This is a genomic window from Streptomyces sp. NPDC002817, assembly GCF_053592055.1.
Window position 1 is genome coordinate 316,279 of record NZ_JBSFUY010000007.1, and the last position, 20,231, is coordinate 336,509.

Annotated in this window: 19 protein-coding genes and 1 pseudogene; 13 read left to right on the top strand and 7 right to left on the bottom strand. The window is 73.0% G+C overall.

Annotation, left to right across the window (positions count from 1 at the left end):
* Nucleotides 1–51 precede the first annotated feature (51 nt).
* Nucleotides 52–1,545, bottom strand: coding sequence for a bifunctional phosphatase PAP2/diacylglycerol kinase family protein (locus tag ACWD3I_RS16815; RefSeq protein WP_365404969.1), 1,494 nt, complete (start codon nucleotides 1,543–1,545; stop codon nucleotides 52–54).
* A gap of 68 nt (nucleotides 1,546–1,613) precedes the next feature.
* Here ACWD3I_RS16815 and ACWD3I_RS16820 point away from each other — a divergent pair, with 68 nt between their 5' ends.
* The 3 genes from ACWD3I_RS16820 (at nucleotide 1,614) to ACWD3I_RS16830 (ending at nucleotide 4,490) form a co-directional block, all read left to right on the top strand.
* Nucleotides 1,614–2,279 (top strand): histidine phosphatase family protein, encoded by a 666-nt coding sequence (locus ACWD3I_RS16820; RefSeq protein WP_365404972.1) that lies wholly within the window; start codon nucleotides 1,614–1,616, stop codon nucleotides 2,277–2,279.
* 190 nt (nucleotides 2,280–2,469) lie between these two features.
* Nucleotides 2,470–4,089 carry an ABC-F family ATP-binding cassette domain-containing protein gene (locus ACWD3I_RS16825; protein ID WP_365404974.1) on the top strand — a complete coding sequence of 540 codons (1,620 nt, stop codon included), beginning with the start codon at nucleotides 2,470–2,472 and terminating at the stop codon, nucleotides 4,087–4,089.
* A gap of 122 nt (nucleotides 4,090–4,211) precedes the next feature.
* Entirely contained in the window at nucleotides 4,212–4,490 is a 279-nt protein-coding gene (locus ACWD3I_RS16830) for a DUF6158 family protein (RefSeq protein WP_365404977.1), read from the top strand.
* A gap of 9 nt (nucleotides 4,491–4,499) precedes the next feature.
* Here ACWD3I_RS16830 and ACWD3I_RS16835 read toward each other — a convergent pair whose 3' ends face one another.
* From ACWD3I_RS16835 to ACWD3I_RS16845, 3 genes are all read right to left on the bottom strand, one after another.
* On the bottom strand, nucleotides 4,500–6,605 hold the full coding sequence (locus ACWD3I_RS16835) for a catalase (RefSeq protein ID WP_365404980.1): 2,106 nt from the start codon (nucleotides 6,603–6,605) through the stop codon (nucleotides 4,500–4,502).
* Nucleotides 6,605–7,147: a type 1 glutamine amidotransferase domain-containing protein gene (locus ACWD3I_RS16840; protein WP_365404982.1), complete on the bottom strand. Its 543-nt coding sequence runs from the start codon at nucleotides 7,145–7,147 to the stop codon at nucleotides 6,605–6,607. The genes ACWD3I_RS16835 and ACWD3I_RS16840 overlap by 1 nt, the downstream gene beginning before the upstream one ends.
* 144 nt (nucleotides 7,148–7,291) lie before the next feature.
* Nucleotides 7,292–7,672: a DUF2795 domain-containing protein gene (locus tag ACWD3I_RS16845; RefSeq protein ID WP_365404985.1), complete on the bottom strand. Its 381-nt coding sequence runs from the start codon at nucleotides 7,670–7,672 to the stop codon at nucleotides 7,292–7,294.
* 132 nt (nucleotides 7,673–7,804) lie between these two features.
* Between ACWD3I_RS16845 and ACWD3I_RS16850 the strand changes: the two genes are divergently transcribed.
* Nucleotides 7,805–7,966 carry a hypothetical protein gene (locus ACWD3I_RS16850; RefSeq protein ID WP_365404988.1) on the top strand — a complete coding sequence of 54 codons (162 nt, stop codon included), beginning with the start codon at nucleotides 7,805–7,807 and terminating at the stop codon, nucleotides 7,964–7,966.
* Here ACWD3I_RS16850 and ACWD3I_RS16855 read toward each other — a convergent pair.
* A pseudogene (locus tag ACWD3I_RS16855) lies at nucleotides 7,920–8,096 on the bottom strand (hypothetical protein); the annotation flags it as partial. The gene ACWD3I_RS16850 and the pseudogene ACWD3I_RS16855 overlap by 47 nt on opposite strands.
* Before the next feature lie 319 nt (nucleotides 8,097–8,415).
* Between ACWD3I_RS16855 and ACWD3I_RS16860 the strand changes: the two are divergent.
* The 4 genes from ACWD3I_RS16860 (at nucleotide 8,416) to ACWD3I_RS16875 (ending at nucleotide 12,424) form a co-directional block, all read left to right on the top strand.
* On the top strand, nucleotides 8,416–9,210 hold the full coding sequence (locus ACWD3I_RS16860) for an RNA polymerase sigma factor SigF (protein WP_365404991.1): 795 nt from the start codon (nucleotides 8,416–8,418) through the stop codon (nucleotides 9,208–9,210).
* A gap of 137 nt (nucleotides 9,211–9,347) precedes the next feature.
* Entirely contained in the window at nucleotides 9,348–9,965 is a 618-nt protein-coding gene (locus ACWD3I_RS16865; protein WP_365404994.1) for a hypothetical protein, read from the top strand.
* 156 nt (nucleotides 9,966–10,121) lie between these two features.
* Complete coding sequence (locus ACWD3I_RS16870) at nucleotides 10,122–11,369, top strand: aminotransferase class I/II-fold pyridoxal phosphate-dependent enzyme (protein WP_365404997.1); 1,248 nt, start codon at nucleotides 10,122–10,124, stop codon at nucleotides 11,367–11,369.
* A complete protein-coding gene (locus ACWD3I_RS16875; RefSeq protein WP_365404999.1) occupies nucleotides 11,366–12,424 on the top strand; it encodes an MBL fold metallo-hydrolase in 1,059 nt (352 codons plus the stop codon). The genes ACWD3I_RS16870 and ACWD3I_RS16875 overlap by 4 nt, the downstream gene beginning before the upstream one ends.
* Nucleotides 12,425–12,528: 104 nt before the next feature.
* Here the strand turns inward: ACWD3I_RS16875 and ACWD3I_RS16880 are convergent, their stop codons facing one another.
* Both ACWD3I_RS16880 and ACWD3I_RS16885 read right to left on the bottom strand, forming a co-directional pair.
* Nucleotides 12,529–13,146: a DedA family protein gene (locus ACWD3I_RS16880; protein ID WP_365405002.1), complete on the bottom strand. Its 618-nt coding sequence runs from the start codon at nucleotides 13,144–13,146 to the stop codon at nucleotides 12,529–12,531.
* Complete coding sequence (locus ACWD3I_RS16885) at nucleotides 13,143–13,916, bottom strand: MBL fold metallo-hydrolase (RefSeq protein ID WP_365405005.1); 774 nt, start codon at nucleotides 13,914–13,916, stop codon at nucleotides 13,143–13,145. The genes ACWD3I_RS16880 and ACWD3I_RS16885 overlap by 4 nt, the downstream gene beginning before the upstream one ends.
* Before the next feature lie 83 nt (nucleotides 13,917–13,999).
* On the opposite strand from ACWD3I_RS16885, the gene ACWD3I_RS16890 reads away from it, so the two are divergent.
* The 5 genes from ACWD3I_RS16890 to ACWD3I_RS16910 all read left to right on the top strand — a co-directional run bounded on the left by ACWD3I_RS16890 (nucleotide 14,000) and on the right by ACWD3I_RS16910 (nucleotide 20,229).
* Nucleotides 14,000–14,401 (top strand): hypothetical protein, encoded by a 402-nt coding sequence (locus tag ACWD3I_RS16890; protein WP_365405008.1) that lies wholly within the window; start codon nucleotides 14,000–14,002, stop codon nucleotides 14,399–14,401.
* An 87-nt stretch (nucleotides 14,402–14,488) separates the two neighbouring features.
* Nucleotides 14,489–16,564: a phage holin family protein gene (locus ACWD3I_RS16895; RefSeq protein WP_451084111.1), complete on the top strand. Its 2,076-nt coding sequence runs from the start codon at nucleotides 14,489–14,491 to the stop codon at nucleotides 16,562–16,564.
* Nucleotides 16,565–16,852: 288 nt separating this feature from the next.
* Nucleotides 16,853–17,914: an ATP-binding protein gene (locus ACWD3I_RS16900; protein WP_365405013.1), complete on the top strand. Its 1,062-nt coding sequence runs from the start codon at nucleotides 16,853–16,855 to the stop codon at nucleotides 17,912–17,914.
* Between the two features lie 22 nt (nucleotides 17,915–17,936).
* Nucleotides 17,937–19,751 carry a vWA domain-containing protein gene (locus ACWD3I_RS16905; RefSeq protein ID WP_365405015.1) on the top strand — a complete coding sequence of 605 codons (1,815 nt, stop codon included), beginning with the start codon at nucleotides 17,937–17,939 and terminating at the stop codon, nucleotides 19,749–19,751.
* A 49-nt stretch (nucleotides 19,752–19,800) separates the two neighbouring features.
* A complete protein-coding gene (locus tag ACWD3I_RS16910; RefSeq protein ID WP_053747438.1) occupies nucleotides 19,801–20,229 on the top strand; it encodes an OsmC family protein in 429 nt (142 codons plus the stop codon).
* Nucleotides 20,230–20,231 lie beyond the last annotated feature (2 nt).

Consider the following 20,231-nt stretch of genomic DNA (forward strand, 5'->3'; position numbering starts at 1 on the left):
CTGCATGTCGAATGTTGAGACCCGCGTTTTGCCATATGGACTGATGGATAATCAGTTTCCGGGCAGTGGGCGGTAGACCGTGAGCGCCTCGGGCAGCTTCTCCAGCGTCACCTCCCCTTCCACCCGGGTGACTTCACCGTCGTAGGCGAGAAGCGAGCCCGGTGCCACACCCGCCAGCCGGAGCCGGCCCACCTGGACCGCGGCGTGCACGGGGGAGCGGGTCAGCGGCCCGGCCAGGGCGGCCGCCAGCAGCCGTACCGCGGGTCGCCGTCCGCCGTGCACCACGCGTACGTCGAGCTGACCGTCCGCGAGATCATGGCGGCGGCCCGGCGTCAGCCCCACCCGGTGGTAGGTGCCGTTGCCGACGAACAGCAGCCACAACGGGTGGGCCCGGCCCCGGAACTCGGCCTCCAGCGGATGCCGGTCGGCGCGCAGGACACGCAGGGCCGCGAGCACCCCGGCGGGCCAGCCGCCGATCCGGTGCGACCAGCGGTCCCGCTCGCGCACCAGCTCCGGATAGACGCCCAGACTGCACGTGTTGAGGAAGATGCCCTCGGTGCCGTCGCAGGTGAAGCGGCCCGCGTCCACCCGCACGCCCTCGCCGCCCCGGACAGCCCTGGCCAGATCACCGGCGCCCTCCAGGCCCAGGTCGTAGGCGAAGTGGTTCAGCGTGCCGCCCGGCAGGACCGCGAGCGGCAGGTCGTGGCGCAGGGCGACCTCGGCGGCGGCGTTCACCGTGCCGTCGCCGCCGCACACGCCGAGCACCCGGGCGCGGGCCGCCGCCTTCTCCAACTCGGCCGGAACGTCGGCGGGTCGGCACTCCACGACCTCGCACCCGGGCAGGGCGTCCTGGAGGGCGTGCACCCGGTCGGCGCTGCCCGCGGCGTCGTTGGCGACCACGACCATTCCCTCGCCGTCGGGCAGTGCCGGCACCTCGGCCCGGGGCCGGGCGGGCGGCACGATCTGGGCACGCGTCGGCACCAGGCCCCGCACGGCGTACGCGGCCCCCACCCCGAGCGCCGCACCGGCCAGCACGTCGCTCGGGAAATGCACACCGGTGTAGACCCGGGACAACGCCACCGACCACGCGATCGGCGCCACCGCCGCGCCCCAGGCCGGCGACTCCAGCGCGACCCCGGCGGCGAACGCGGCCGCCGACGCGGAGTGACCGGACGGGAACGAGGTGGTGATGGGCTGCCGCTTCAGCTGCCGCACCAGCGGCACCGGGTCCAGGACGGGCCGGGTGCGGCGTACGGACCGCTTGCCGAGGGTGTTGATGGTCAGCGAGGCCAGCGTCAGCGAGGCGAGTCCGCGGGCGGCGGCCCGGCGGGCCCGCGGGGTGCGGCTCGCCGCCATCGTGGCCGCCGCGGCGAACCACAGCACACCGTGGTTCGCGCTCCGGCTCAGCCGCGGCAGCACGGGCGCGGCGAGCGGCCAGTTCCGCTCGGCGGCGAACTCGAACAGTCGGCAGTCCAGCGCCAGCAGCGCGTCGCGGACGGCGTGCCGGCCGGGCTTCAGGAGGGTGAGGTCCACGTCAGGGGTCATGTGGTGGCGGGTACCCTGAAGTGGCCGTTTCTTGTGCCGAGGCGGACACGACACCGGAGGCTTTCTGCATGCGACTGCTCCTCGTCCGCCATGGCCAGACCCCGTCCAATGTCGACTTCCTGTTGGACACCGCCGTCCCGGGCCCCGGCCTGACCGCCCTCGGCGAACGCCAGGCCGCCGCCCTGCCCGAGGCCCTCGCCGACGAGGACATCGAGGCCCTCTACGCCTCCACGCTGATACGCACCCAGCTCACCGCCGCCCCGCTGGCCGCCGCGCGCGGCCTCGACGTCGTCGTCCGCGACGGCATCCGCGAGGTGTCCGCCGGGGACCTGGAGATGCTGGACGGGTACTCGGAGGCGGGCCGGACCTACATGGAGACGATCTTCGCCTGGCCGACGGGCGACACGGAGCTGCGGATGCCGGGCGGCGAGAGCGGCGCCGAGGTGCTCGCGCGGTACGACGCGGTGGTCGCCGAGGCCGCCGCCCTCGGGGTCGGCACGGTCGCCCTGGTCAGCCATGGCGCGGCGATCCGGCTGTGGACCTCGGCCCGCGCCGACAACGTCGACATCGACTTCGCCGCCGCCCGCCCGCTCGACAACACCGGCGTGGTGGTCCTGGAAGGTTCCCCGGCCGACGGCTGGAAGGTCCTGTCGTGGGAGGGCGCGGTCGTGGATTCCGCGGGGCGCGGGCAGGAGAGCGGGCCGACGGGTCGGCCGCTGGACGAGGTCGAATAGCCGCGACGCGACGCGCCGCGACGGGGCCGGGCCGGGCCGAGAACCGGCGGCACGCGGCAGGTCGAACGCGTACGGCCGACTGTCGACTGCATACGGTCGGCCGTGTACGGCTCGGTGTGTGCGGCTGAGCTGCCACGGCGTCGGATATGCGTTTGCCCGGCCCGGCCCCCGAGCCGGAGAATGCGGCCCCATGGGACATCTGGAAGCCGCACACCTCGAGTACTACCTCCCCGACGGGAGGGCGCTGCTCGGCGATGTGTCCTTCCGGGTGGGCGAAGGGGCCGTGGTGGCCCTCGTCGGACCCAACGGCGCCGGCAAGACGACCCTGCTGCGGCTGATCTCCGGAGAGCTGAAACCGCACGGCGGGACCGTCACGGTGAGCGGCGGCCTCGGCGTGATGCGCCAGTTCGTGGGATCCGTACGCGACGAGACGACCGTACGGGACCTGCTGGTGTCGGTGTCCTCGCCGCGTATCCAGGTGGTCGCGAAGGCCGTCGACAAGGCCGAGCACGCGATCATGACCGTGGACGACGAGGCCGCGCAGATGCAGTACGCGCAGGCCCTCTCCGACTGGGCCGAGGCGCACGGGTACGAGGCCGAGACGCTGTGGGACATGTGCACCATGGCCGCGCTGGGCGTCCCCTACGACAAGGCCCAGTTCCGCGAGGTGCGCACCCTCTCCGGCGGCGAGCAGAAGCGGCTCGTGCTGGAGGCCCTGCTGCGCGGCAACGACGAGGTGCTGCTGCTCGACGAGCCCGACAACTACCTCGACGTGCCCGGCAAGCGCTGGCTGGAGGAGCGGCTGAAGGAGACCCGCAAGACGGTCCTCTTCGTCTCCCACGACCGTGAGCTCCTCGCCCGCTCCGCCGAGAAGATCGTGTCCGTGGAGCCCTCGCCGACCGGTGCGGACGCCTGGGTGCACGGGAGCGGTTTCGCCACGTACCACGACGCCCGGCGCGAACGCTTCGCCCGCTTCGAGGAGTTGCGCAGGCGCTGGGACGAGAAGCACGCCCAGCTGAAGAAGCTCGTCCTGAACCTGCGGCAGGCGGCCTCCATCAGCCATGAGCTGGCCTCCCGCTACCAGGCCGCCCAGACCCGGCTGCGCAAGTTCGAGGAGGCCGGCCCGCCGCCGGAGCCGCCGCGCGAGCAGGACATCAAGATGCGCCTCAAGGGCGGCCGTACCGGGGTGCGGGCCGTCACCTGCAAGGGACTCGAACTGACCGGCCTGATGAACCCCTTCGACCTGGAGGTCTTCTACGGCGAGCGGGTCGCCGTGCTCGGTTCCAACGGCTCCGGCAAGTCGCACTTCCTGCGGCTGCTGGCGGGAGACACCGTGGCGCACTCGGGGGAGTGGAGGCTGGGCGCGCGCGTCGTGCCCGGGCACTTCGCCCAGACGCACGCGCACCCCGAGCTGCTGGGCCGCACGCTCCTGGACATCCTGTGGACGGAACACTCCCAGGACCGGGGCGCGGCGATGTCGAGGCTGCGCCGCTACGAGCTCACCCAGCAGGCCGAGCAGACCTTCGACCGCCTCTCCGGGGGGCAGCAGGCCCGCTTCCAGATCCTCCTGCTGGAGCTGGAGGGCGTCACGGCCCTCCTCCTGGACGAGCCCACGGACAACCTGGACCTGGAGTCCGCCGAGGCCCTCCAGGAGGGCCTGGAGGCCTTCGACGGCACGGTCCTCGCCGTCACCCACGACCGTTGGTTCGCCCGCTCCTTCGACCGCTACCTGGTCTTCGGCAGCGACGGCCGCGTCCGCGAGACGCCGGAGCCGGTGTGGGACGAGCGGCGGGTGGAACGGGCGCGGTAGTTCCCGTATACGCAGGCCCTGGGGCCCGGATGTTCGTAGAGTGGGTGCGGAAAGGCGAGATCCACGGTTCTGTCCCGGATGCCGCTCGGGGGTAGTGCTCACCGGGCGGGTACTCGAAGCCCATGAACGCACACGACGAGTGGGAAGCCGCCATGACCGGAGTCGATCCCAGCAGGCTGGACGACCAGCAGCTCATGAAAGAGCTGGAGACCATCCACCGCACGCGCCACGACACGCTGCTCTACGCCTCGAACGACGCGCTGCGCGCCCACAACGGCCGGATGGCCGAGCTGGAGGGCGAGTACCTGCGCCGCAACCCCCGGCGTCTGGTCGCCGCCGGCCGCACCCGCGAGGGTGCGAGGGAACGCGGACGCGGGGAGTCGGCCACTCCCCACGTCTGACGGCGCCCGCTAGCGGCGGGTCGGCGGCCGGTCCCGGTGCCGGTGCGCCGCGATCGCCTCCACGAAGGCGCGTACGAACTCCTCGCTCGCCGCTCCGGGCGAGGTGTCCGTCACGACGCCCTGGTCGCGGACCACGTGGTGGAACTCCGTGGACACCTGGATGCCCTCCGGTTCCAGGGCCGACAGCACGCCCACGCCGGAGCCGAGCGCGCCCACCGGCTTGCCGTGCCGGTACGCGTCCCGGACGAACCGCATCGCGTCCTGGTCGGCGGTGAGCGGCGGGGTGCCCGTGGGGCCGCCGGGCAGCAGGACCGCGTCGTACAGCACGGAGGCGACGGTCGGCAGTGCGCGGTCGACCGTATACCGTTCACCGTCGGCACCGGCGACCGTACCGTCCGTCGCCGCCAGCGCCTCCACGATCGCGCCCTCGCCGGCCAGTGTCTCCCGTACCGACCTCACCTGCTCGGCGTCCACGCCGTCGGTGACCAGCACCGCGATCCGCCGGGTGCGGATCGAGCCGTCGCCGCGCAGGGACTGAAGGCTCAGCGCCGGGGAGAGCGGCTTGTTCGGTGCCTCGCCGGGTACGGCCGGATCCGGGACGCCGATGCCACGGGCCACCTGGACCGCCAGCTCGCCGTCCACCTCGGCCAGTTGCTCGACCGTGCGGGCGCGGACCGTCATCGCGTCGACCTTGCCCAGCTCGAACCGGAAGGCCGCGACGATGTGCTGTCGCTCCCAATCGGTCATGCTCCTCCAGAACAGCGCGGGCTGGCTGTAGTGGTCCTGGAAACTCGGGCTGCGGCGGCGGATCTTGGCTCCGTCGACGCGCTCCGCGTAGTGCGCGTACGCGCCGCTGTCGCCGCCGGCGTGGGCCGGGCAGCCGCCCCCGATCGAGTTCGGGAAGTAGTTCGTGCCGCTGTGGATCGTGCTCTGGCCGTACCCGTCACGCTGGTTGGTCCGCACGGGTGCCACCGGCCGGTTCACCGGCAGCTGGGCGAAGTTGGGGCCGCCCAGGCGGATCAACTGGGTGTCCAGATAGGAGAAGTTGCGGGCCTGGAGCAGCGGGTCGTTGGTGAAGTCGATCCCCGGGACCACGTTGGCCGTGTGGAAGGCGACCTGCTCGGTCTCGGCGAAGAAGTTCTCCGGGTTGCGGTCCAGGACCATCCGGCCGATCGGCCGCACCGGCACCTGCTCCTCCGGGATCAGCTTCGTGGCGTCGAGCAGGTCGAAGTCGAAGGCGAACTCGTCCTCCTCCGGCACCAGTTGGACGCCCAGCTCCCACTCCGGGTACTCGCCGGCCTCGATCGCGTCCCACAGGTCACCGCGGTGGAAGTCCGGGTTGCGGCCCTGGCACTCCTGCGCCTCGTCCCACACCAGCGAGTGCACGCCCAGCCGCGGCTTCCAGTGGAACTTCACGAACGTGCCGCGTCCCTCGGCGTTCACGAACCGGAAGGTGTGCACACCGAAGCCCTGCATCATGCGGTAACTGCGCGGGATCGCCCGGTCCGACATCAGCCACATGATCGCGTGCAGCGTCTCGGGCTGCAGCGACACGAAGTCCCACAGGGTGTCGTGGGCGGAGCCGCCGGTGGGGATGTCGTTGTGCGGCTCGGGCTTCACCGCGTGCACGAAGTCGGGGAACTTGATGCCGTCCTGGATGAAGAAGACCGGGAAGTTGTTCCCGACCAGGTCGTAATTGCCCTGCGACGTATAGAACTTGGTGGCGAAGCCGCGCACGTCCCGCACGGTGTCCGCCGAGCCCCTCGGCCCCTGCACGGTCGAGAACCGCACGAACACCGGTGTCCGCACCGCCGGGTCCTGGAGGAACGCGGCACGGGTGAACTCCGCGCAGGACTCGTACGGTTCGAAGTAGCCGTACGCGCCCGCGCCGCGTGCGTGCACCACCCGCTCCGGGATGCGCTCGTGGTCGAAGCGGGTCAGCTTCTCCCGGAAGTGGAAGTCCTCCATCAGTGTCGGACCACGCTCGCCGGCGGCGAGGGAGTCGTCGGTGTGGTCGATCTCCACGCCCTGGTCGGTGGTGAGCGGGCCGCCCGCCGGGTCGTCCGCCCGGTAGGCCTCACGTTGCTCCTGCTTGCGGTCGCGCGGGGTGTCCATCAGGCGGCCTCCTTCGCGAACACGTCGAGGAACGCCTCGTCGAACGCCTTCAGGTCGTCCGGCCTGCGGCTGGTGACCAGCGTGGCGGCGCCGTGGTCGCAGATCTTCACCTGCTCGTCGACCCATGTGCCGCCCGCGTTGCGGATGTCGGTCGCCAGGCTCGGCCAGGAGGTCAGCTCCCGGCCGCGGACCACGTCCGCCTCCACGAGCGTCCACGGGGCGTGGCAGATCGCCGCGACCGGCCGGCCCCGATCGAAGAAGTCCCTGACGAACCGGACCGCCTTCTCGTCCATCCGCAGGCTGTCCGGGTTGGCGACCCCGCCCGGCAGCACGAGCCCGCCGAAGGAGTCCGCCGTCGTCTCGCCCACCACCTCCTGGACGGGGAACGTGTCCGCCTTGTCGAGGTGGTGGAAGGCATGGACGGTCCCGGGCTTCGTGGACACCAGGACGGGCTCGTGGCCCGCCTCCACGGCGGCCTTCCAGGGCTCGGTGAGCTCGATCTGCTCGACGCCCTCGGGTGCGGTCAGGAATGCGATACGCATGAATCCTCAACGTCCTTTCGTGGCACGCCACCGAGCCTCGTCGCCCGTCGCGCGCTTCGTGTTCCGTCGGGCCGCCCGCCGGCAGCGCAGCAGTTCCTCGGTCTTCTCGGCTGTCGCCGCCCGCGGTACCCCGGGGCCGGGCCCCTATGCCCCGGGCCGGGTCAGCGCCTGGGCCAGTTCCTGGACGGTCGCGTAGTGCTCCCTGTGCGGCAGCCGCTCCACGGCGTCCACGAGGGTGTCCGGCGCGTACGCGCGGCGCAGCGCGCCGGCCAGGTGGCGCGGGTTCGCCGGGAACGCGCTGCGGCTCAGATGCCGGGCCAGCTCCAGCCGGACCCCTCCCAGGGACGCCCCGGAGCCGCCCGGCGCCACGGGCCCGCCCGCGATCTCCGGATCGTCGTCGGCGGTCGGCTCGGGATCGTGCCACTCCTCGCTCCGGGTGGGGTGCCCGGACCTCAGCAGCCCCTGTAGTTCGTGCTTCATCTCGTCGTCGCGGTGGACGCTCAGCCGGTCACTGCCTCGCTGCATGGCGCTCCTTCCAGATCTTCGGGGGTGGGCTCCGCGTACCCGAGGACCGGACCCCGACACGGGGGGTTTGTCCTCCGTTTCGGGGGGACCCGGCCGGACACCCCCCACGCGATCCCCGGGGAGGGAAACGCCATGGCGGTACTCGCTGTGCTCATCCCGCTCCTCATGCTCGGCGCGGTGCTGGCACTGGGCCGCTACGAGGAGCTGCTCCTGCCCACGGAGCGGGAGGAGACGGTCGCGCTGCCGCCTACTTCTTCTCCCGGCCCGGCGGGAACTCCTGCACCTTCACCTTGAACCCCTGTTTGATCATCGAGCCGCGGTCCGCGTCGCCCTTCAGGATCGACGCGGCCGTCGACTCCATCCGGTCCCAGGTGGCGTGCGGCGGGATCGGCGGCACGGCCGGGTCGGTGAGGAACTCGATCACTCGGCGTACCGCACGTCCGGGAACTCCTGCGAGGGCAGCGGCCGCCGCAGGACGTGGCCGGAGACCTTGGTGCTCATGGACGGACCTCTCGGACACGAGGGGACACGGGCGCCTTACGAGTGACCGTGCGGGCTCCCGGAGAACCTGGGCCCGGGTTTGCGGCCCAGGGCCGGGGGCAGGCGCACCCTCAGTGCTTCGGACAGGAGGCACGTCCGTGGGAGAGGCTCCGAGGCCGCCCCGACTGTGTCTGTCCGGCCGCGGCCGCGCTCCCACGGTGACCGTCCAACCCAGAGCACCCACCAGGGAGTTGCGACGCACCATGTCCCCTCGAGTGAGCGCGAAGCACCACCCGCACGACGACGCCCCCGACACCGCGGAAGCCTTCCGCAGGCTTGCCGCGCTGCCCCCCGGCCCGCAGCACGACACGCTGCGCGACCGGATCATCGAGGCATGGCTGCCCATGGCCGACCGGCTCGCGGGCCGCTTCCGCAACCGCGGCGAGAGCTTCGACGACCTGCGCCAGGTCGCGGCCCTCGGCCTGGTCAAGGCCGTCGACCGGTACGACCCCGAGCTCGGCAACGCCTTCGAGAGCTACGCCGTGCCGACCATCACCGGCGAGATCAAGCGGCACTTCCGCGACCACATGTGGACGCTGCATGTGCCCCGACGGGTCCAGGACCTGCGCAACCGCGTGCGCTTCGCCTCCCAGGACCTGTCGCAGACCATCTCCGGGCGGCGGCCGACCGTCGCGGAGATCGCCGCGCACGCGAGCATGAGCGAGGAGGACGTCCTCGTGGGGCTCGAGGCGCTGGAGAGCTTCACCGCGCTGTCGCTGGACGCGGAGCTGCCGGGGAGCGAGGACGGGTACTCGCTGAGCGACGCGCTGGGATCGGCGGACCCGGCGCTGGACACGGTGGTGGACCGGGAGGCCGTGAAGCCGCGGCTCGCCGCGTTGCCGGAGCGGGAGCGGGCGATCCTGTACATGCGGTTCTTCGGTGACATGACGCAGTCGCGGATCGCCGAGCAGCTGGGGATCTCGCAGATGCATGTGTCGCGGCTGATCAGCCGGTGCTGTGGGCGGGTGCGGGAGCAGGTGATGAGGGACGTCGTGTAGGGCGTGGAAGGCGGGTCCGACGTCACCCACTTGGCTGTGCACGTCCCGCTAATGGGGTCCGGCCGCGCGCGGGGCGGGGTTCGACGGGCTGTGATGGCTGCGTGCCCTCGCAGCCGCAGGCCTAAGGAGCCCACCCCATGCGCCGCACCGCCCGTGCCCTGTCCGTCGCCGTTCTGGCCGGAGTCGCCGTGGGCGTCGCCGTGCCGGTCGCCTTCGCGGACCCGGCCGCGGAGGTAAGCCCGAGTACCGTCCAGCCGGGCGGCAGCGTCACCGTGTCGGTCACCTGTGACTCCACCGGCGGAACGGCGCCGGCCACCATCGAGGCCACCTCGCAGGCCTTCGACGAGGAGACCGTGCCGCTCCAGCTGGTCGCCGGGAACGACGCCGCGGTGTCCGGGCCCGCCTACCGCGGGACCGCCCGGATCGCCTCCGCCCAGGACCTCGAGGTCGGCTCCGACGTCGGCAAGGACTCCGCGTGGACCGTCGACGGCACCTGTCCGGTCGCGCCCGGCGGACAGGGCAAGCAGTGGAGCGCGACCTTGACGGTGACCCACGGCGGCGCGAGCCACGCGTGCACCGAGCCGCGCACCGAGACCTGCCCCGCCACCACCGTCCAGCGCGGCGTACGGGCAGGCCAGGGGGGCGCCTTCACCGACTCCGTACCCGCCCTCGTCGCCGGCGGCCTCCTGATCGCGGGCGCCCTCGGCGGGGCCGTGTACCGGGTGCGCCGCAGGGAGTCCCGCGCGGACGTCTGAGCCGGGGCGTGCGACCGGCGCCACTCGAGCGGATTCCTATCGGCGTACGCCACCCTGGGTACGCGGACCCCGAGCGCGCCGCCCCCGTCGTACGGAGGGAGAACCGGGGAGCACACCCGACGGCACCGCGACCCAGCAGCTCACCCGGAGGTACGGATGCGGCGGACGGATCCCGAAGGCCACGGCCCCGTCCGCTTCGGGCCGCCGCTGCCCGCCGACGGACTGCCCGTGCTCCCCGAACTGTCGGCCGTGCTCTCCGCCGCGGCGGCCCTCGGCAGGAGCGAACCCGTAGGCGGCGGACCCGCTCTCCTGGAGGCCGCGTGCGGCTACTGGGCCCGGCGTGGACTGCCCGCCGGGCCCGAGCGTGTGGTGGCGGCGCCCGGCGCCCCCTCGCTGCTGCTCGCCCTGACCGCCGCCCTCGGCGGGGACGTCCTGGTGCCCCGGCCCTGCGCGGCCTGGTGGGCGCCGTACGCGCGCCTGTTGGGAAGGCCCGTGTTCCACGTGGGCACACCGGCGGAGTGCGGCGGGGTCCCGGACCCGTACGCCCTGTTGGAGACCGTGCGCAGGGTCCGTGACGAGGGCGGCGACCCCCGGCTGCTCGTGCTGTCCGTCGCCGACGACCCCACCGCCACGGTGGCCCCGCCCGAGGCGGTCCACGAGGCCGTGGAGGCCGCCGTCGGCGAGGGACTGCACGTGGTCAGCGACGAGACCTGGCGCGACACCGTGCACGCCCCGCACGACACCGTGCTGATCGGACCCGCCGAGATGCTGCCGGAGCGGGTCACCGTCGTCACCGACCTGGCCGGTGCCCTGCTGCCGCCGGGCTGGCCCGCCGCCGTCGCCCGCTTCCCCGCGGGCGAGGCCGCCGACGACCTCCACGCGCGCGTGCTGGACGTGCTCACCGCCCTGGGCGCCCGCGTCGCCGCCCCCGTCGCCGCCGCGGCCGGGTACGCGCTCACGGAACCCGAACCGGTCACCACGCGCGTGGCGGCCACCGTACGACTGCACGCGCGCGTGGCCGCCGCCGCGCACGCCGCCGTCGTCTCGGCCGGTGCCCTGGCCCGGCCCCCGCAGGCCGGTCGGCATCTCTACGTCGACCTCGGCCCGTTGCGCACCGCGCTCGGCGCGCACGGGGTGGGCGACGCACAGGACCTGGAGGAGTTCCTCACGGCCCGGCTCGGCCTGCCCGCCCCGGGCGGCCATCGCTTCGGCGACGACCTGGGCGCACTGCGCGTGCGGTTGTCGACCGGTTCGCTGCTCGCCGGGACGGACACGGAACTCGAGGAATGCCTCGGTTCACCCTCACCGTTGGAACTGCCGCACGTGCAACGCGCGTTGATCACCTTGAAGTCGGTCTTCGACGACCTCCGCGATGACGCTCAGCGATGGGAGCCTCCTCGATGACGCAGCAGTCCGAGTCGACCAGCACGAGTACGACCGTCCGGGACGCCGACGGGCCGACGGCCCTGTCCCCGTTCGCGCCCCCCGTCCCGCCGCTCGCCGAACCCCGGCCGCTGGGCGAACGCCGGGTGTGGCCGCGGACCTTCCACGACCGACTGACCGCACCGCTGCCCGGCTTCAAGGCCATGGCCCGGTTCGCCCGCGAGGGCTCCGTCCGGCCCGACCGGGAGAGCCTCGCCGACATCCCGCGCCTGCCGTTCGAGCCCGGCCCGCTGCCCCGCGTGGACACGCGCACGGTCGCCGTCTCCTGGGCCGGGCACGCCAGTTGGGTGGTGCGCATCGGCGGCCTGACGATCCTCACCGACCCCGTCTGGTCCCGCCGCATCCTCGGCACCCCGGCCCGTATCACCCCGGTCGGTGTCGCCTGGAACTCGCTGCCCTCCGTCGACGCCGTCGTCATCAGCCACAACCACTACGACCATCTGGACGCCCCCACGCTGCGCCGACTCCCGCGCGACACCCCGGTGTTCGTGCCCGCCGGACTCGGCGCCTGGTTCCGCCGCCGCCGCTTCACCCGCATCACCGAGCTGGACTGGTGGGAGGCGGCCGAACTCGACGGTGTCCGCCTCGACTTCGTCCCCGCCCACCACTGGTCCAAGCGCAGCCTCACCGACACCTGTCGCAGCCTGTGGGGCGGCTGGGTCCTCACCGACCGGGACGGACAGCGCGTCTACTTCGCCGGCGACACGGGCTACGGCCACTGGTTCACCCGCATCGGCCGGCGCTACCCCGGCATCGACCTCGCCCTCCTCCCCATCGGCGCCTACAACCCCCGCTGGTGGCTCAGCGACGTCCACTGCGACCCGGAGGAAGCGGTACGGGCGGCCCAGGACCTGGGCGCACGCAGGATGGCACCGATGCACTGGGGTACGTTCGTGTTGTCGGCGGAACCGGTCCTGGAGCCACTGACCAGAGTGCAGGCGGCGTGGCAGCAGGCGGGCCTGAACAGGGACGACCTGTGGGACCTGCCGGTGGGAGGATCCCGGCTACTTGCCTAGTCGGCGCTCGGTTGGACCCACCTAGCGGCGCGGGGCCGTATCGATATGCGGCTCCGCCGCGCGGGCGCGACCAGCCCCAACGGACCCGCGCCCCGCAACGCACATCAAGCGGCAGACCGAACCCGCCGCCACAGCCCGGGCGCCAGGCTGATGACCACGGTCAGCACCACCGCAGCCACCACCCCCTCCCAAGGCTCCTTGAACAGCGACCCACCGAGGATCCCGATCAGCTGGTAGGTGACCGCCCAGGCCAGGCAGGCCGGGAAGTTGCCGCGGACAAACCTCCGCATCGGCCATTTCGCCATCAGACAGGCCAGCATCACCGGAATGCGACCGGCCGGCACGAGCCGGGACAACACCAGAACGGTCACCCCATGATCGGCGAGCCTCTCCTGCGCCTGCGCAAGCCGCTCCTCCGGCGCCCGCGACCGGATCGCCTCCAGCCACCGCGACCCGTTCTTCGACCGCATCCCACGCCGCCCGAGCCAGTACAGCGTCGCGTCCCCGAGGAACGCGGCCAGCGACGCCGTCACGAACACCAGGCCCAGAGCGAAGGGCGCCGTCTGATGGAACGCCACCACAGCCGCCGAACTCACCAGCGCCCCCGTCGGCACCACCGGCACCAACGCCCCGATCAACACCAGCAGGAACAACGACGGATACCCGAGCGCCTGCTGCGTCGACTCCGGCGGCGCCGTCGACGCCGCCACCAGCCAGCTCACCGGGCCACCTTGGGGCGCACGCTCTGCCCGTGCCCCAGCAGATGCACCGCCACGCCCGGCGCGCGCTCGGCCGCGAGCCGCACGAACTCCTCGCCGGGGGCGTGGAATTCATGGGGGCGCACGGCGTCCATCCCGATCGGCCAGTACGTGCCGTAGTGCACCGGCACCGCGCTCACCGGTTCGAGCCGGGCCAGCGCCTCGGCCGCCCGCCCCGCGTCCAGATGCCCTTCGCCCAGGTACGGTCCCCAGCCGCCGACCGGCAGCAGCGCCACGTCGACCGGCCCGACCTCCTCGGCCATCGCGTCGAACAGCCCGGTGTCCCCGGCGAAGTAGGTGCGCGCCTCGCCCTCGACGACATAGCCGAGCGCGGGGGAGCGGTGCGGCCCCAGGGGCAGCCGTCGCCCGTCGTGCCGAGCCGGGACGGTCCGTACGACCACGTCCCCGATCACCGTCTCGTCCCCGGGCGCCACCTCGTCGACCTGGAGGTGGGCGAGCCGGCGCAGTCCCGGCACGGCCTGGGGTGCGCCCCGGGGAACGAGCAGGCGCGTGCCCGGTGCGAGCCGGGCCAGCGAGGGAACGTGCAGGTGGTCGGCGTGCAGATGGGAGACGAGCGCCACGTCCGCGCGCCAGGCGCCGGGCGGCGGCACCGCGCCGCGGCGGCGGCGCAGATGCGCGAGCCGGCGGGCGAACAGAGGATCGGTGAGCACGCGGACGTCCGAGTCCTCGACCGTGCAGGTGGCGTGACCCCACCAGGTGATCTCCACCGGCACCTCTTTGCCTCCTTCGCGCGACTCCCCGAAGCCTACGGGCAGGAGTAGGGTCGGCGGCGAAACCCGGAGGTGAGGGGGACGCCATGGGACCGGTGCGCGTCACGGCGATCGCGAGTCTGACGCCGTTGGAGGAGCTGGAGGCGGATCCCTTCCTGGTGGACTCCCGCAGCCAGCACGCCATGTGCGCTCGCTGGGCGGCGGAGCGGGGCTACATCGTCGGCCGGGAACTCCTCGTGCGGGGTCTGCGCGCCGACCACTGCGTCCTGTGGGACGGTGTCCGCCCCGGCACCGATCTGTTCGTCGCGCCCAGCCAGCGGGTCCTGGAGAGCGCCCTGTCCTCCGTCGAGGAGTTCGTCGCCGAGTGCGCACGTCGCGGGGTGCGGGTGGAGACCGTGGGGCGCGCCGAACCGTCGTACGACGCCCAGATGAAGGCCCGGATCCACCGCCGGCTGTCGATGCCGACCGCGGGCTACGACGGCCGCTGACACCCGCCCGGGGACGCCGGGGGACCTCCGTGCGTTGTGACAGGGTGGGTGCAGGCCCGCTCCGACGACGGGCCCGGGACGTGAGGTGTGCGGGGCGTGCGAGGCGGGCGTTGGCGGCGGGTCGCCAGTCAGGCGGGGCGGAGCGTCGCGGTGTGGGCGGTCTCCACGGTCACCATGCTCGTGCTGGCCGGCATCCTGCCGGAGTTCCAGCTCCGGTCCGCGGACGGTGACAGCGCCACCGACATCGCGGTCACCGCAGCCCTGGGCGCCGGCGCCTTCGGTGTGCTGTCGGCGCTGGTCTGGCCGCTTCTCGTACGGCTCCTGCTGCTGGTGCCGGCCCTCGTGCTCGGCCTGCTGGTCTTCGTCCTCAACGGCTTCCTGCTCCTGCTGGCACTCCGGCTGAACCCCACCGAGCGCGGCGCGGCCGCCTGGGAGACCGCGGTCGTGGTCGCCGCCGTGATGTCGGCCGTCGCCTCCGCCACCGGCGCCGCCCTGGCCGTGCGCGACGACGACGCCTACCGGCGCCGGCTCTACCGGCTCGCCGACCGCCGCCGCGGCGCGCGCCCGGCCGGGCCCGTCACGCCGGGGACGGTCTTCCTCCAGCTGGACGGCGTCGGCCACGACGTCCTGGAGGCCGCGGTGAAGAAGGGCCTCATGCCCACCGTCGCCCAGTGGATGGACGGTACCCACCGGCTCACCCCGTGGCGCACCGACTGGTCCAGCCAGACCGGCGCCAGCCAGCTCGGCATCCTGCACGGCAGCAACGAGGACGTGCCGGCCTTCCGCTGGTACGAGAAGGACAGCCAGGAGGTGATGGTCTGCAACCGCCCCACCAGCGCCGCCGAGCTCCAGCGCCGGGCGGTGGCACGCACCGGTGACGGCGGGCTGCTCAGCGCCGACGGCGCCAGCCGCGGCAACCTCTTCAGCGGCGGCGCCGACGAACAGGCCCTCGTGCTGTCCATCGCCACCCGCCGCCGCAGCCGCGAGACCCGCTCCCGTGCGGGCTACTTCGCGTACTTCTCCGACCCGGCCAACGCCGTCCGCACGGCCCTGTCGTTCTTCGCCGAGGTCGGCCGGGAGATCACCCAGTCGACCAGGAGCCGTGCCTGCCGGGCCCGCCCGCGCGTCAAGCGCGGCGGCCTCTACCCCCTCGTCCGCGCCTTCGCGACCGTCGTCGAACGGGACGTCGTCGTCGCCGCGGTGATGGGCGACATGCTGGCCGGCCGCACCGCCGTCTACGCCGACCTCGTCGCCTACGACGAGGTCGCCCACCACTCCGGGCCGCACAGCCGCGACGCCGAGAAGGTCCTCGAACGCCTCGACCGCTCCCTCGCGTTGATCGAGAACGTCGCCGAGCACGCCCCGCGCCCGTACCGGATCGTCGTCCTGTCCGACCACGGCCAGAGCCCCGGCGAGACCTTCCGCACCCGCTACGGCCTCTCCCTCGGCGACCTGGTGCGGGCGGGCTGCGGGCTGCCCGTGCCCCGCAAGGCGCAGCGCACCCACAGCGGCGCCGAGGCCCGCGCCGCCGTACGGGCCGCGCTGCGCATCCCCGTCGAGGAGCGCGACGAGCAGCGCCGGCCCTCGCGCCGCCGCTCGGAGCCGCTCGTGCTGGCCTCCGGCAACCTCGGCCTGGTCTCCTTCCCGGACGTGCACCACCGGATGACCAAGGAGGAGATCGACGCCCGCCACCCCGCCCTGCTGACCACGCTCGCCAACCACCCGGGCATCGGATTCCTCCTCGTACGCAGCGCGGAGCACGGGGGAGTGGTCCTGGGGCCGTTCGGTACGGAGATCCCGGTCGGCCGACTCGACGAGGAACCGGGCCCGTTGGCCGCCTTCGGGCCGGGCGCCGCCGACGTCGTACGCCGCACGCACGGCTTCGCGCACACCGCCGACATCATGGTCAACTCCTGGTACGACCCGGTCGACGGCGAAGTCCTCGCCTTCGAGGAGCAGATCGGCTCGCACGGCGGTCTCGGCGGCGCCCAGGGCCGGCCGTTCCTGCTGTCGCCCGTCGCCCTGTCCGCGCCCGTGGCGGACACCGAGGAACTCGTCGGCGCCGAGCACGTCCACCGCGTCCTGCGCCGCTGGCTGCGCGAATCGGACGGCCCCCAGGTGCCTTTGACGACACGTCAGGACGAGGACCGGCGCGCGGCCTAGCTCTCGAGGTCCGCCGCTCCTCCATACCCCCATGAACGGAGGAGCGGCTCACACGGAGGACCGCGCACACCGTGTCACCGCGGCACGCGTTTGCCCAGGGCACATTCCGGTCACTGCCGCGCGCCCCGCACATGCCGCCCCGTCCCACCCGTGAGCGGCTCCGGTGGTACGCCCCTCGCGCCGCGGGCCCGGAAAATCGTGTGCGTCCCGCAGCGGCGGCGCACACACTGTTCGCATCGGACCCCGCGCACCAGCGCGCCCTTCTCGAACATCCCCTGGAGCCCCTGCGTGCAGGCTGCCGTCACCGTCACTCCCGCCCGGATCCCGGAGCTGCTGCTCGGTCTCGCGACCGTGCGGCCGGTCTTCATCTGGGGCGCCCCCGGTATCGGAAAGTCCTCCCTGGTACGGGAGTTCGCCGAGTCCCTGGGACTGGAGTGCGTGAGTCTGCTGGGCACTCAGCTCGCTCCCGAGGACCTGATCGGCGTGCCGCAGATCCGCGACGGCCGCTCGGTGTTCTGCCCGCCGGAGGCGATCGCCCGCGACGAGCCGTACTGCCTGTTCCTGGACGAGCTCAACGCGGCCACCCCGGATGTGCAGAAGGCGTTCTACTCGCTGATCCTGGACCGCCGTATCGGCACCTACGACCTCCCGGCCGGCTCGATCGTGATCGGCGCCGGCAACCGCGCCACCGACAACGCGCTCGCCCGCCCCATCGCCTCCGCGCTGGTCAACCGGCTCGCCCACGTCCACCTGGAGGCCTCCGCCAAGGACTGGCTCGTCTGGGCCGCGGGCAACGGCATCCACCCCTGGGTCCTGGACCACCTCATCGACCGGCCCGACCACCTGTGGTCCAAGCCTCCCAAGACCGAGGAGCCGTTCTCCACGCCCCGCTCCTGGCACATGCTCTCCGACGCCCTGCACTCCTTCGGCCGCGGCCTCGACGAGGAGACGCTGAAGGTGATCGCGCACGGCACGCTGACCCCTGCGCACGCCGTCGCGTTCTGCGGCTACGTCAAGATCGTGCGCGGCCAGTACGGCATCGAGGCGATCATCAAGGGCGACGCCCGCTGGCCGCACCGGATGGAGGACCGCGACCTCCTGTACTACCTCGCCGAGTCCTTCCGCGGCCGTCTGGTCAAGGAGCTTCCCGCCAGCAAGGAGCACCTCTCGGCGGCCGCGCAGCAGACGGCGTACCGCGCCAAGTCGCTGCTCGTGCAGCTCGCCGAGATCTCGGTGGAGGTCGCGCAGAGCGTCATCGCCCCGGACACCGACGGCAACCCGCTGCTGCCCGCCTGGTTCCTGGTCGAGGCGGCCCGTGACATGCCGCGGCTGGTGGAGGCGCGCCAGTGAGCCGTACTGAGGGGGCGTGGCGGTGAGCCGTACGCGCGCCGCGAAGCCGGCGAAGAAGGACCTCGCGGCCGAGGCCTTCGCCGAGGGACTGCGGCTGGTGCGGGCCAACCGGGCCCTCGCCGCGACCGGGTTCAGCACCTGCCGCAAGGAGGACTGCCCCCACTCGCCGGCCTCCGGGCTGGTCCGCGTCGACTCCGACGGCACCCTGCACGTCCACCCCACCCGTCGCGCCGACCCCGTCGACTGGGCCTGGGCGATCGCCCACGGCATCATCCACCTCGGCTTCGGCCACGTCCCGGCGAAGGAGGGCCGCCGCACCCAGCCCGACCGGTTCGAACTGGCCGCCCGCTGTGCCGTCGTCAACCGCTTCCTGCTCGGCTTCGCCATCGGCCGCACCCCCGAGTACCTGCCGCCGTCCTACCCCGACGGCGACGAGGAGCAGCTCGCCGCCCGCTGGCGCCGCGACGGCATCCCGCCCGTGTACGAGCACTGCGGCACGGCGGGCCGTGAACCGGACCAACTGCTCGTGCCCTGGGACGTGTGGATGGGCGGCGCCCCGAAGAACTGGCAGCTGGACTTCGCGCACGCCCTCACCCGTACCGTCGCCACCGCCATGGACGTGGCGGGCGGCCGCCGTCCGTCGATGCGCGGCGGCTCGACCCGACTCCAGCCGTGGGAGCGGGCGTTGAGCTGGTTCGTCTCCTCCTACCCGCTGCTCGGCGGCATCGCGGCCGGCATCACCCTGGTCGCCGACGCCGAACTGGCCCGCGCCCACGACATCTCCGTCGCCGCGGTCAACGCCGGACTCGCCGAGATCTACATCAACCCGCTGCGCGAACTCGACGACGAGGAATGGCGGTTCGTCCTCGCCCACGAGATGCTGCACGCCGCCCTGCGCCACGGCGACCGCTGCGGCACCCGCGACCCGTTCCTGTTCAACGTCGCCTGCGACTACGTCATCAACGGCTGGCTGGTCGACATGCAGATCGGCACCATGCCCGACGGGCTGCTCCTCGACCCCGGGCTGAGGGACCTGTCCGCGGAGGAGGTCTACGACCGTATCGCCGGCGACCTGCGCCGGATGCGTCGCCTGGGCACCCTGCGCGGCAAGGGCCTCGGTGACGTCCTCGGCGGCCCGCTCGGCTCGCCCCGGGACTACGTCGACCTCGACGAGTTCTACCGCCGCGGTCTCGGCCACGGCCTGGACCTGCACCAGCAGCAGGCCCGCGGGTTCCTGCCCGGCGGCCTGGTCGAGGAGATCCGCGCGCTCAGCCACCCGCCGCTGCCGTGGGACGCCCGACTGGCCCGCTGGTTCGACGAGTTCGTGCCCCGACCGGAGCCGCTGCGGACGTACGCGCGCCCCTCCCGCCGCCAGTCGTCCACCCCCGACATCCCCCGCGCGGGCCGGTATTTTCCGCCCGAGGAGATCGCCCGCTGCACCTTCGGCGTCGTCCTGGACACCTCCGGGTCCATGGACCGGACCCTGCTCGGCAAGGCGCTGGGCGCGATCGCCTCGTACGCCGAGGCCCGGGACGTACCGGCCGCGCGGGTCGTGTTCTGTGACGCGGCCCCGTACGACGCCGGTTATCTGCCGGTCACCGAGATCGCGGGCCGGGTGCGGGTGCGCGGTCGGGGCGGTACGGTCCTGCAGCCCGGTATCGACCTGCTGCACCGCGCCGACGACTTCCCGCCCGGCGCGCCCGTGTTGGTGATCACGGACGGCTGGTGCGACGTCCTGAGGGTGCGGCGCGAACACGCGTATCTGATCCCGGAGGGCGCGCGGCTGCCCTTCAGTCCGCGCGGGCCGGTCTTCAGGGTGAGCCGCGCCGGAGTGTGATCGGATGGGGTGCATCACCCGGAACCGGGACCACACGAAAGGACTGACCGTGGCTACCACGCGCTCCGCACACACCGTCTGGGAAGGCAACCTGCTCGAGGGCAACGGAGTCGTCACCTTCGACTCCTCCGGCGCCATCGACGAGCAGCCGGTGACGTGGGCTGCCCGCACCCAGGAGGCCAACGGCAAGACCAGCCCCGAGGAGCTGATCGCGGCCGCCCACTCCAGCTGCTTCTCGATGGCGTTCTCGCACGCCCTCGCGGGGGCCGGCACCCCGCCCACCAAGCTCGTCACCTCCGCCGATGTCACCTTCCAGCCGGGCGAGGGCATCACCGGCGTCCACCTCACCGTCGAGGGCACCGTGCCCGGCCTCGACGAGGACGGCTTCGTCGCCGCGGCGGAGCAGGCCAAGGTGAACTGCCCCGTCAGCCAGGCCCTCAAGGCCGTACCGATCACCCTGTCGGCGAAGCTCGCCTGACA

Coding starts and splice junctions, on each gene's coding strand:
- ACWD3I_RS16815 (WP_365404969.1), bottom strand. CDS start 1,545: ATGACCCCTGACGTGGACCTCACCCTCCTGAAGCCCGGCCGGCACGCC.
- ACWD3I_RS16820 (WP_365404972.1), top strand. CDS start 1,614: ATGCGACTGCTCCTCGTCCGCCATGGCCAGACCCCGTCCAATGTCGAC.
- ACWD3I_RS16825 (WP_365404974.1), top strand. CDS start 2,470: ATGGGACATCTGGAAGCCGCACACCTCGAGTACTACCTCCCCGACGGG.
- ACWD3I_RS16830 (WP_365404977.1), top strand. CDS start 4,212: ATGAACGCACACGACGAGTGGGAAGCCGCCATGACCGGAGTCGATCCC.
- ACWD3I_RS16835 (WP_365404980.1), bottom strand. CDS start 6,605: ATGGACACCCCGCGCGACCGCAAGCAGGAGCAACGTGAGGCCTACCGG.
- ACWD3I_RS16840 (WP_365404982.1), bottom strand. CDS start 7,147: ATGCGTATCGCATTCCTGACCGCACCCGAGGGCGTCGAGCAGATCGAG.
- ACWD3I_RS16845 (WP_365404985.1), bottom strand. CDS start 7,672: ATGCAGCGAGGCAGTGACCGGCTGAGCGTCCACCGCGACGACGAGATG.
- ACWD3I_RS16850 (WP_365404988.1), top strand. CDS start 7,805: ATGGCGGTACTCGCTGTGCTCATCCCGCTCCTCATGCTCGGCGCGGTG.
- ACWD3I_RS16860 (WP_365404991.1), top strand. CDS start 8,416: ATGTCCCCTCGAGTGAGCGCGAAGCACCACCCGCACGACGACGCCCCC.
- ACWD3I_RS16865 (WP_365404994.1), top strand. CDS start 9,348: ATGCGCCGCACCGCCCGTGCCCTGTCCGTCGCCGTTCTGGCCGGAGTC.
- ACWD3I_RS16870 (WP_365404997.1), top strand. CDS start 10,122: ATGCGGCGGACGGATCCCGAAGGCCACGGCCCCGTCCGCTTCGGGCCG.
- ACWD3I_RS16875 (WP_365404999.1), top strand. CDS start 11,366: ATGACGCAGCAGTCCGAGTCGACCAGCACGAGTACGACCGTCCGGGAC.
- ACWD3I_RS16890 (WP_365405008.1), top strand. CDS start 14,000: ATGGGACCGGTGCGCGTCACGGCGATCGCGAGTCTGACGCCGTTGGAG.